This is a genomic window from Saltatorellus ferox, assembly GCA_007751475.1.
Taxonomy (GTDB): domain Bacteria; phylum Planctomycetota; class UBA1135; order UBA1135.
In genome coordinates, this window is record CP036434.1 from 5560902 (window position 1) to 5573380 (window position 12479).

A 12479-nucleotide genomic window follows, 5' to 3' on the forward strand; every position below is an offset into this window, starting at 1 on the left:
TTCGCTGAACGTGGACCCGAATCCACCGTACCCCCGACCATGATCTCGCTTCACCGTCTCCGCGCCGCCGCCTCCGCCGCCATCTTGGCTTCCGCCGTTTGCATGGTGTCGGCCCTCGCCGTTCCCGCCGCCTCCTCTCCCATGCCCCAGACCCCCGCCGCGCCCCACTCCCCGATCGACCCGGAGGCCGCTTCGGACCGCTCGCTCGTGTCCCCGTCCGACGAGGTCATCGACGCTCTCCTCCTCGGCGACACGGAAGCCGCTCTCCGGGCACTCGACGCGCTCGGTCTCTCGGCCCCGCAGCACGCGGACGCCTGGACCGTCTACCGCGGGGAAGCCTGGAAGCAGAAGGGCGATCTCCAGGCCGCGAAGGGCGAACTCGATGGATTCGAAGCGCGCTTTCCGGAGAGCCCCTGGGTGGCGAAGGCTCGCTTCGAGCGCGCCGAGATCGCGCGCGCTCTGGGCCAGCAAGCCGATGCCGAGGTGATCCTGCGCGAGGAAGCGACGGCCCTTCGCAGCGCCGAGCGTCGGATCGAACTGGGCGGCGAACTCGTCCAGGCCGCCGAAGCGCTGGGCGTGCGCGCAGAGTCGGCTCCGACGGACGAGGCGCGCGGGCAGCTGAGGCAGAAGGCTCGGCTGCTCCTCGAGGAAGCCCACAGGCTGAAGACCTCGCCCGAGTTCCAGCGCAGGACGGCGCTCGCGATGGCGCGGCTCGTTCTCGCGCAGGGCGACTGGCAGGCAACGGTCGAGTGGACGACCGCCGTCGGCGAGCTGGAAGAGCCGAAGTCCCCCCTCGCCTTCGAGGCCGAGATCGTCGCCGCCCGCGCGAAGCTCGCTCTCGGCCGAGCCGCTGAGGCGCGCGACTCGCTGATGAACTCCGGGGCGTCGGGCGTGCTTCGCGGGTACGCGCTCGCGTTCCTGGGCGAGGCCTGGCACGTCGAGGGCCAGAGCCTTTTCGCCATCGATGCGTGGGAGCGGCTTCTGGTCGAGCAACCACAGCATCCAGCGGCGCTTCGCTACGCCATGCGCATGGCGGAGGTTTATGGCGAGATCGGGAGAACGGACGAGGCTCTCGCCGCCTGGAGACGCGTGCAGGACTTCGGGGGCAGTGACCCCGCGGACGGCAGCCCGGCCGAGGAGACGGCCGACGAGCTGGTCTTCCTCGAGCCGCTCCTGCGCATGATCGAACGGCACACGAACGAACCACGGCTCGACGCGCCCGCCATCGGGCGGCGCGCCCTCTTCCGTCGAGCTTCGCTGCAAGCGAGCGTGGGACGCCATGCGGAGGCGATCGCGTCCTTCGAGAGCTACGTCGCCTCGCACCCCGGCGCAGAGGACTGGAACGCCGCGCAGGAAGGTCTCGTCAGCGCTTCGTTCGGACGCGCTTCGTCGTGGCTGGACGTCAGCGCAGACGCGAACCCCGAGGACCTGGGGGCGGCGGAGAACGCGCTGCTGGCGTTCGCCGACGCGCATCCCCTCGATCACCGCGCGAGCGACGCGCTGTTCCAGTGGGCGACCCTGCGCGAGACGTACGCGAACCGCTTCATGGCACTCGAGCCGAGCGACGCCCGACGCCCCTTCTACGGCGCCACGGTCGAGCGACTCGAAGACCTCGCGAGGCGTACCGCGAACTCGGACCCGGAGCTGAGCGGGCGGTCGCTCTTCCACGCCGCGGAACTCGTCCAGAACCGGCTGGAGGATCCGCGCCGCGCCATCGCCCTCTACCAGCGCGTCGTCGGAAGCTCCCGCGGTAGCGCGCTCTTGCGGCTGCGAGAGATGCAGGAGACGCTCCTCGTCGTCGGGACCTCCGGCCTCGTGCGTCCCGGGGAGCCGCTCGTCGTCGACGTCGACGCGCGGAACATCGAAGAGGTGTCGGTCCAGGCGGTGCGCCTCGATCTCGGCCAGTACTTCCAGCGCCATGGAACCACCGAAGGCATCGAGCGACTCGACCTCGACCTGATCGCACCGGACGTCGAAGCGACGGTGCCCATCGAGGGCTACGCGGCGTACGCGAATCTCTCTCGTAAGATCAGGGTGCCGGTCGGCGGGGACGACCGGGAGCCTGGCGTCTACGCCGTCACGGTGGTCGCGGCCGGCAAGCGCGCGACGACCCTCGTCCTCCGAAGCGAGCTCGACCTGATCGTGAAGCGGTCGAAGGCCGAGGTCTTCGTGCTCGTCACCGAGACGGATCGAGACGGGAACTCGCGGGTGGCCCCCGGCGTCGAGGTGACCGTTTCCTACGAGAGCGACGGGAAGCGTGAGACCGCAATGATCACCACCGATGCCGACGGAGTCGCCTCGCTTCGGGCGCCCGAAGGGAATCCGTTCGGTGCCGATACCAGGGTCTTTGCGGCCCGCGGCGGCCATGTCGCGGCGACGCGCCTCACGGGAGAACAACGGGGGACCGCCGTGGTGCTTCAGCCGCGGGCCGATCTGCAGCTGGACCGGACCGCGTACCGGCCCGGCGATGAGATCAGGTTCCGCGCGGTGCTTCGCGGTGTCCAGGACGGCGCCTGGCAGATGCCGGCGCTGACGCCGAGTCAGGTGGCGGCGGGCCAGCGCTTCACGACCGAACTGATCGCGCCGACGGGCGTTGCGATCGCGCGGCTGCACTTCGAGGAGACGAGCATTTATGGAACGCTGAGCGGCCGCTTCGAGCTGGACGCGGCGGCACCGAGTGGAACGTGGACGATCCGCACGACCTCACCGGTCGGAGCCAGCGCCGTCCGGCAGTTCACCGTCGGCGAGATCGAGGTGCCACGCGTTTCGCTGGCGCTGACCTCCGCGCAGACGGTCGTTCTACGCGGTGAAATGCTGGAGATCGTGGCGACCGCCGAGACCGCCTGGGGCGCGCCGCTCTCGGGGGCCTCCGTCGTCTGGACCGATCCGAGGGGCATCGAAACGCGTTCGGAGACGGATTCGAACGGCCGAACCACGCTCCCCTACTCGACCGAGCAGGCGGTGTCGGGCGAGACCCTCGGCTTCCGGGCGCAGCTCCCCGAGGACGAGGGGATCAGCGCGTCGATCGCGATCCAGGTGGCCGTCTCGGCGCTCTCCGTCCGCGTCCACGTCGAGCAGGACGTCGTGCTGGCCGGGGAGACCTTCAACGCCACGCTGGGCGCCGTCGCTCCGGACGGCAAGACCGAGCCGACGGAGGTTCGCCTGGTGGGCACGCGTCGCTACCCGACCCGCCCAGGGCGATTCGCGGAGGAGCGCTTCCTCGACACCACGGTCACGACGGACGCAAAGGGCGAAGCGAACGTGGCGGTCTCGGCGGAGGCTGGCGGCCACGTGACGCTGGTCGCGACCGCCCGGGATCGCTTCGGGCGCGAGGTAAGCCACCAGTGCTCGCTGGAGGTCGCGGGCGCGGACGACGTCGAGCCGCTGCGCGTGCTGGCGACGGACACGTCCTTGCGCGCGGGAGACCGCGGCGTGGTCCGCGTGGTCGATCGCTCCGAAAGCGGCGGGCTCGCGCTGATGACGATCACGGGATCGAAGGTGCTGGAGTACCGAGTCCTCTCCCTCGCATCGGGTGTCAACGAGCTGGCCTTCGCGGCGGACGCGACGCACGTCCCCGACGTCCAGGTTTCCATCGCGGCGATCCGCGGGAGAGCGTTCCACGAACGGAGCGCGACCTTCCGCGTGACGCGGCCACTGGAGATCACCGTGGAAGCTCCGCGTTCCGTGGCGCCCGAGGGCGCGGCCGAGATCGTCGTGCGCGCCACCGACGGGCTCGGGAATCCGGTGCAGGCCGAGCTGAGCGTCGCTCTCGTCGATCGGGCCCTTCTCGCGGCGTATCCGGATCGTTCGAGTTCATTGGAGGACGTGTTCGGAATCCGAGGGAGCCGGACGCCCGCGTTCGTGTCGGCGGCCAGCTCCACGTTTCGCTATTCGGCGATCACGAAGGAGATCGACGCGGCCATCCTCGAAGAAGGCAGGCGCGCGGAGGCGGCGGCGGCGCTGGATGACATGCGCCTCAACGTTGGCCAGGCGCTCGAGGAAGCCGAGGACGCGCCAATGGCCGCCTTCGATGTCGAGGGCCTGGAGTTTGCGCCGTCCCCCGCACCCTCCATGCGGAAGCGCATGAGCAGTGCGGCACAGGGCGCGGGCGGCGGGGCGGGAGGTCGCCATGGTGGCAGATTCGGTGCTGCCATGGCTGGCGGCGCGGTCGCGCCCGAGGTGGGACTGGAGAACCCGACGGCGTACTGGAATGCGACGATCCTGACGGACGTCCACGGAGTCGCTCGGATCACCATCCCGATGCCGCGACTCGAGGCCTCCTGGCGACTGCGAGTCGCCGGGGTGACGGTGGACCATCGCTTCGGCACCCACGAGTCGGCGATCGTGACGCGGTCCCCCATGGTCGCGGTGCTGGATGCGCCTCCCTACCTGAGGGAAGGCGATGAGCCGCAGCTCCGTGGGGTGCTCACCCTGGAGACGCCGCTCGAAGCGGACGCCACCGTCGATTTCGAACTCATCGTGACAGGCCCGGTCGGCGCACCGGACAGCAGCGGGGCCATCGAGGCTCCGCGCGCGTCCGTTCAGCGCGGCAAGTCGGTGCTGCGTGCGGGGGAATCGAGGCTGGCCTACACCTTCGAGAAACTGGCGCCTGTGTCGGCGGGCGGAGGACTGAAGCTCGAGTTCAGCGCGGCGATCGCGGGCGGGCCCGAAGGCGCTGCGCGTGATATCCGGGGCTGCGCGGTGAGGCCCGCGGGCTACCTGCTGCGCGATACGGCGGCAGGCCGGCTGACTTCGGAAACAGCGGTGGACCTGGAGCTGAACGGAGCCGCACCCGTTGAGCTGACGCTCGTGGCGGGCGCGACGGAGGCCCAGTGGCTCGTCGATACGGCGCTCGGTCGAGGGATGGGTTGGCGCGCTGTTCCTGGGGACGCGAGCCCGATGAACCGGATCCGCGGTCAGGGCGCGCTCGCCATCGCGAGCCAGCTTTACGGAGCGGCGCTGCTGCTGGAAGCCGCCGGTCGAACCGGGGGGCTCGCTCCGGCCACGATCGCGGCGCTCGGCGCGCGCTGCGACGGCCTCGTCGGTGCGCTCGTGTCGCGCGTTGGCGCCGACGGCGGATGGAGCCGAGACGCGGGCTGCTGGCGCGGCCGAGCCGAAGAGACGAGCGACAGCCAGACGACGGCGCGCGCGATCCTGGCGCTGGCTGCAGCGCGGAGGGCTGGACGGGTGATCCCGAAAACGATCTGGGGCGGAGGCCTCGCCATCGCGGAAACCAAGCTGTCGGCAGCTTCGAACGACGAGGAGCGGGCGCTTCTCTGCTGGGCGCTGGAGTCCGGTGGTAAAGGCAACGACCTCGTGCTCAATCGCTTGCACCGCGAGCGCGCGCGGCTCGACGGGAACACGGGTGCCGTTCTGACGCTGGCGCTCGTCGCGGCGAACAAGAAGGCGATGGCCGCGGAGGTGGCGGCGAGCCTTGCCGCCCCTGGGTCCGGAGGCGGATCGAGGATGGCGGCGGCGTCGCGGCTCGATCGAACGGCCCTCTTCGTCCTGGCCCGCGCTTCTGCAGGCGCGCTGACGGAAGCGGATGCCGAGCTCCTGCGCGCCCAGCTTCCCTGGATCGATCCTGTGGGTCTGGGCACTGCTGTGGCGGCCGAGGTGAGTGCGGGGGCGCTGGCCAGCGCCAGCGACCGCCCCGTCACGTTCGAGGTCGCGGTGGCCGGTGGGAAGCCCCAGGTCATTCAGATCCGTCCCGCGGACGGCGACGGTGGCACGAGGGAGGTTTCGCTGCTGCTTCCCGAGGGCGCGAAGGGCGCCGTGCAGGTCCAGCTGAAGCTCATCAGCGGGCCCGCGCTCGACTACGCGCTCGTGCTGGAGGGTCACGCCGACGCTCCGCCGGAGCCTGCCGAAGGGTTCCCCTATCGGATGGGAGCCGTCGATCTGCGCGGGCCGCTGCCGCGCTGGAAGGGCCGGGCGCTCGCCGAGGGTTTCGGCGCGGTGGAAGCTCCGGCGACGGCGCGCTGGGAAGATGAGATCGAAGGCCTCGGATTCGGCGAGTCCGGGCGAGTCCTCGTGAGGTTCCAGGTGCCAGCCGGCTTGGGTGAGGAGCAGCGTCACGACCTCTTCCTGGAGGTGCCGCTTCCCGCTGGCGTGGTGGCCAGCGTGGCGCCGTCTGCGGGTCGCGACTTCTTCTCGCCGGAGATCCGAGACGGCGTGCTGATCGCCGGCATCGGCTCGACGACGAGCACGGCGCAGATCGTCATCGAGATCACCGGCACACGGCCTGGCGTTTGGACACTAGGGGCGCCGGTGCTCCGGAGCGCCGAAGATCCTGCGTTCGTCGTGTACGGAGAGGAAGCGACGCTGACGGTGTACGCGCCGGGTGAAGCGCCGGGTGGCGCCTCTGGGCGAACGTACCGCCCGACGCCGGACGAGCGTCTCTCGCGGGGTCGCCTGGCCTTCGAAGACGGTGATATGACGGAGGCGCTCGATGCGCTGATGCCGCTGTACTCCGAGTGGAAGCCTCAGCTGCGGCCGGCGGCGCTCTCCGAGGTCGCGCGGCTGCTGCTCTTCGCGTCGCTCAAGGCCGAGGCCGCGGGTGGCAGCAGCAACGAGCGGAGTCTCGTGGACTGGTTCGAGATCCTGAAGGAGCGCGACCCGAACCTCTTCGTGTCGTTCGACGATACGCTGCGGATCGCGGCGGCCTACCGGAGCATCGGGGAGCCCCTGCGCTCCAACTTGCTCTACAAGGCGGTGATCGATGAGACGCTCGGTGAGGACCTGCGCGTGGCCAGCGCCCTGGACGGTGCGGGTGAGTGGATGCGAGCGAGCGAACTCGCGGCCCGCATCTGGCGACGTTACCCGGACTCGCCAGCCGCCGACGATGCGGACCTCGCGCTCGCGAACCGGCTGATCGAGCGCGGGCTCGACGCGAACGGCGAGCCTGCGATGACAGCGGCTCAGCGGAGCGCGCTCGTGCTCCAGGGCATCTCGCGGATGCGGCGCAAGGTGGCGATCGGCGATCGGCGGGGCACCGTGGCGGCGGACGCGGGGCTCGCGCTGGTGGCGACGTACGCCCAGGCGGAACAGTGGGATCGCGCGGCCGATCGGGCAGAGCTCTTCGGGCGTGCGTTCGAGGATCCCCTCTATCGGGATTCGTTCCGCTATTCCGAGGCGGTCGCGCGCTGGTCGAACGTCGGAGCGGGCGACGCGCAGGGCGAAGAGCGCCGCGCGGTCGAGATCCTGGAGAGCATCGCCAGCGAGCCCTTCCAGTCGAAGGACGGTTCGACGCGCTGGTCGCCGAACCGTGATCTCGCGCTCTATATCCTGGCGCAGATCTTCCACGCGCGGAGGGAGCCTGGGAAGGCCGAGGCGTACTACGAACGCGTGGATCAGGCGTTCGCGGACGCGCGTGCGGCGCTTCAGGAGCTTCGCGCCGAGCGATTGAAGCTGGAGGAAGACGTGGTGCGAGTCCGCCCCGGGGAGGCGGCGAAGATCCGCTTCGACCACAAGGGAATCGAGCGGGTGAACGTGCTCGTCTACCCGGTGGATCTCTTGACGCTGGCGCTGCGCGAGCGGGACCTCAGCAAGGTCACCACGGTGGATCTCGCGGGAGTCACGCCGACGCTGGAGTCGTCGATCGAGGTGAAGCGCTCGGTCCTTCGGCCGGCGGAGGCCGAGATCGAGGTTCAGCTGGAGCGTCCGGGTGCGTACCTGGCCATGCTGCGCGGCGGGGAGATCCACCGATCGGCGTTGCTGCTGGCGACGGACCTGGAGCTGGACGTGGTCTTACCCGGCGACGGTTCGGTGCGTGTGCAGACGATGCTGTCCTCGACGGGTGGTTTCGCGGAGGGGGCAGCGATTCGAATCCTGGGCGAGACGTCGGGCCAGGTCGAGTCCCTGAAGACGGACCGCCGAGGCGTGGCGACGGCAGACGGCCTGCGGGGCCGAGTCACGGTGATCGCCAGAGCCACGCGACCCGCGCGAGAAGGAGCGCCCCCGGAGCACCACTTCGCGTTCGAGGGCAGCACCCACCCCGCGGGCCCAGAAACCCCCTCCCCGAAGCCACTCCCAGCCCAAGCGAGCAACACCAACTACCTGAGCAACGTCCTGGAGCAAAACGACCTCAACCGAGTCCAGCGCCAGCAGCGAGTCGACGAGGACGTCCAAAGAACCCGAATGGGCGTCCAAGTCCAGCAAGCCAAATAGCCCCAACCCGACAAGCCCACACCTGGTCCGTCCGTTCCGGAACGTCCGCACCTGGTCCGTCCGTTCCGGAACGTCTGTACCTGGTCCGTCCGTTCCGGAACGTCTGTACCTGGTCCGTCCGTTCCGGAACGTCCGCACCTGGTCCGTCCGTTCCGGAACGTCTGTACCTGGTCCGTCCGTTCCGGAACGTCTGTACCTGGTCCGTCTGTTCCGGAACGTTTGTACCTGGTCCGTCCGTTCCGGAACGTTTGTACCTGGTCCGTCTGTTCCGGAACGTTTGTACCTGGTCCGTCCGTTCCGGAACGGTGGGGGTTGGTGTGGACGTGTTGGGTGGGGAGGGGCTACTTTTTCTTCGGGTTCAGGAGTTCGGTGGCGCTGGCTGTGCCTGTGGACTCAAGGTAGCGGGCCAGGGGTTGGCGCAGGTCTAGCTCTCTCGAGCTTGGGGTGGGCAGGGAGTGGAAGGGGTCGGACGGGCTTGGGCGGGTGTGGTAGGTCAGCGTCAGCGGGGCTAGCTGGACGCTCACGGCGCTGTTGCCCTCGATCAGCGTTCCGCCGCGCACTCCCTTTCGGGTCATCGCGAAGGTGGCACGGGGTTGAAAGGCCGCGCCTGGGAACAGGGAGCGGCCCTCCAGGTCGTAGCGCGGCTCGAAACCCAGCGCGTCCAGGACCGTCGGGGTCAAGTCGATCAGGCTCGCCTGGATTTCCACGTCTCCGCGAAGCTCTGCCGCACGGAGCGCGATGGCCTCGGGGGTTTCGCCCAGCGGCTCCGGGAATCGGATCAGCATCGGGACCTGAAGGGCGTTCGGCATGAAGGACGGGATCAGGCCGTAGCGGCCCCCTTCGCCCAAGGCGGCAGGGCGCAGGCCGATCACGATCAAGACCGGTGGCGTCTCTCGGCGCTGGATCATCGCGCCCGCCAGACGGCGGAACGCCTGGTCCACCATCGCCACCTCCGTCGCGTGCAGCTCGGCGAGGCGCTGGCGATCCTCGTCCGTGAACTCATCCCGCATCCGCAGAAGCTCGGCGTGGCTCAGCCCCGCCTTCATCGGGCCCTCGTAGGGGATATCGGCCGCGGGGACGAGTCCCCGATAGAGATGGTGCGGCGGCCTTGGATCCCCGAACGTCGCCAGCAGGAACGCGGGCTCCGCGTGGCTCTCGAGCCACTCGATGCAGGCCGACACGACGTCGTCGGCCCGCGCCCCCACCACGGACCGCGCCTCCTCGGGAAGCAGCGTTCGCTCGAACCCGGGCACCGTAGGAACGGGCTCTCCCTCCCGGATCGGCGCCGCCGCCTCGAGGACCGTGGCCTGCGCCCGCGTCACCGGAGCGACCCCCGAGGGCAGAAGGTGCGGCAGGTGCTGCTCGTGTCCGAGAACGAGGGCCGTCCGATAGCCGTCGTGCTGGAGCGTCTCCGCCAGCGACGGCGTCCAGGGCTGCCCGTCCAGGTGCGCCGCAGTTCGCCCGGTCAGGGCGCCCGCCAGCGCCTCCTCCGGCCAGGGCGACGGCGCGAACGTATCCACGTACACCGCGCCTTCCTCACTGAGCCTGTCGAAGCCCACCGTATCGGCCAGCGCCCCGCCGAACGCCGAGAGGTCCGACAGCGCCAGCCCATCCACCGCCACGAGCAGCACATCGGGCCGCGGCACCAGGGCCCGGCCGCCCCCATCTCCTCTGGACTCGGCGGAAGCGGCGGCCCGGGTCTCGGAACCCGGCCCGCAACCCACCAGCACCGCCGCGACGGAGAGGAAAAGGAGGTGAAATCCGGCGCCGGTACGGGACGACGGGCCATGCAAAAAAAGCGCGGGCGACTCGGAGTGACGAGTCGCCCGCGATGTGGGATCTGATTTCGTCACGGACGTCAGGATCCATCTCCGCGGGCGCGGAGCGTCACCTTCTTCGTCATTTCTTTTCCATCGCGCTCGATCACGATCTGGATCTCGTCGCCGGGCTTCGCGCCGCCCAGCAGCCCGCCGAGGGCTCGGGCTCCATCGATCTCCTCGCCGTTCCAGCTAAGGACGCGGTCCCCAGCCTTGAGGCCGGCCTCGGCGGCCGGGCTCCCGGCCGTCACGCTCTCCGCGAGCACGCCACCCGCCGTATCGCCGTAGACCGGCCGGATGCCGAACATGACCCGGGAGCCCGCACGCGGCGAGTTCGAAGCGGCCACGGACGCCTGCGGCTCCGCCGTGGGCTTCGCCGGGGACTTCGGCGTGGACGAAATTCCGCGCGCTTGCAGCGGCACGGACTCCAGCACGACGCGCTGTCCCTCCCGCATCACCGTCAGCGCGACCTCGTCACCCACCTTGGAGGCGCGAAGCAGCGCGAGCAGGTCCGTCACCGGCGCTCCGTTCCACTCGACGATCGTATCGCCGGCGCGCACGTCCGCCTCTGCCGCCGTCGAACCGGGGCTGACCCCGGTGACCACCAGGTCCGAAGGGTTGCTCAGGCTCACGCCCAGTCGCACCGACGGGCCGACCGTCCGCCCCCTGGCCCTGTCCGACTCCTCCACAGGCCGCTCGGAGCCAGGCTTGAAGAGGAAGGTGTCCGGTCGCTCGGCCGCCGCCATCGCGATGTCGTAGAAGAGGTTCGCCGCATGCACGGCATCGACGCGGTTGATCAGCGAGGAAACGTCCTGGGGCGTGTGGTAGTCGCCGTGGAAGTTCTCGATGATCGCGAAGAGCACCGGCATGCCGACGCCCTCGAACTTCGTGTGATCGCTCGCGCCCTTGGGGTTGCCCTTCGCCACGACGTTCAGCGGCGAGCGTTCCACGATCGGCATCACGAACTCCGCGAGCCCGTGCCCTGTCTCCAACCCGGAGAGCGACAGCGACTTCTCCGTGATCCTGCCGATCATGTCGAAGTTCATCATCAGCATATGCTTCTCCAGGGGAGCGACCGGGTTCTCCACGTAGTACTGGGACCCATGCAGCCCCGACTCCTCGGCGCTGAACCCCAGGAAAACGATGGAGCGTAGATCGCCACCATGCTGCGCGTAGGCCTCGGCCATCTTCTGCGCGATCAGGAGAATCCCCGCGCTGCCCGAGGCGTTGTCGTCCGCACCGGGATGCAGCTTCTTTCCAGCCTGCGCATTGTCACGTGAGCCGAAGAGCCCCATCCCGAGGTGATCGAGGTGCGCGCCGATCGTGATGTACTGATCGGCGAGGCGCCCTTTGCCTGGAAGCACCGCCACGATGTTCTCGGCCCGCGTCTGTTCCTGTTCGATCTTCGCCTCGATGTGCATCTCACCGGGGAACGGAAGCGCGAACTGGCCCGCGTCGGCCGATCGCCTGACATCCTCCAGGGTTCGATCCCCAAAGGCCTGGGCGATGAGTCGCTCCCCTGCCTCGGTCGTCATGTGAAGGACGGGCACGTTCTGAAGACTCGACGCCGTCCCGCCGGGCGGGCGCAGCTGCTGCGCGCGCTTGTCCTGCGTCCCGGGGGGGTTCACTATGAGGATCCCCGCCGCGCCCCGATCGGCCGCCGCGCGGATCTTTCCGGTGAAAGCCGTCCGACCCGTCCAACCTTCCTCACCGTTGCGCCACTGACTCCAGCCGTTCGGGCCGATCGGCTCGAAGCGCAGCATCACCGCGATCTTCCCTTCGAGATCGAGGTCATCCGGAAAGCTCGTGTACCCGTTCGGCCCGCCGTCGATGCTGTAGCCGATGAAGACCGCGGGCGCCGTGACGGAGCCGCCGCTCCCCAGCGTCGTCACGGTGAAATCCTTCGCCGCGCCGTGTTCGAACTCCGGCTGCTCAATACCAGCGCCGCCCCTCACCTCCAGCACGGCGCGCTTCACGGTTGCCACCGCGCCGAGGCGGAACGGCTGCCGGTAGCTGGCATTCGACTGGACGGCGATCGTCCCGTCCGAATTCTCGACCTCCTTCGGGAAGGGAGCCTGGAGCCCGTACTGATGGAAGTAGTACTCCATGTACTCCATGGCGCGCTCCATCCCGGGCGTTCCGGGGAGCCGCCCTTCCATCCAGGGACTCGCCAGGATCGTCAGGTGGTCGTTGTAGGTGCGGACCTCCTCGGAGACGTTGGCGAGAGCCTCGGCAATCCACGGCCGCTCGTCGCCAGCGATCGAGTCCTTCGGCATCGGCGTGAGCGGCTTCTCCGCCACGGCGTCACCGCCCTGCGCAGAAGCGGCCGGGTACCCCGTGGCTCGGGCCATGGACATGGTCGCCGAAGCGGCCGCCGCCATCGAGACGAACGCGAGCGCCAGGCGCCGTGAAGGAAAACGGTCCGAGGTCGTCACGACCCCCGAGGGGAAGGAAAGAGAAGTCAACGTTTCGGAGAAGGTCAGGGACAAGGGATGG

General features: G+C 69.5%; 3 protein-coding genes. 1 reads left to right on the top strand and 2 read right to left on the bottom strand.

The features are described 5' to 3' along the window. The first annotated feature begins 39 nt into the window (after nucleotides 1–39). A complete protein-coding gene (locus Poly30_RS19985; protein ID WP_145201374.1) occupies nucleotides 40–8166 on the top strand; it encodes an MG2 domain-containing protein in 8127 nt (2708 codons plus the stop codon). 341 nt (nucleotides 8167–8507) lie between these two features. On the opposite strand, the gene Poly30_RS19990 is transcribed toward Poly30_RS19985, so the two are convergent. Together Poly30_RS19990 and Poly30_RS19995 are read right to left on the bottom strand one after the other, a co-directional pair. Next, the gene (locus tag Poly30_RS19990; RefSeq protein ID WP_419190408.1) at nucleotides 8508–10019 is read right to left on the bottom strand and encodes a sulfatase-like hydrolase/transferase; all 1512 of its coding nucleotides are present in this window, start codon (nucleotides 10017–10019) and stop codon (nucleotides 8508–8510) included. A 5-nt stretch (nucleotides 10020–10024) separates the two neighbouring features. Continuing rightward, a complete protein-coding gene (locus tag Poly30_RS19995) occupies nucleotides 10025–12418 on the bottom strand; it encodes a M28 family peptidase (protein ID WP_145201380.1) in 2394 nt (797 codons plus the stop codon). Nucleotides 12419–12479: the final 61 nt, after the last annotated feature.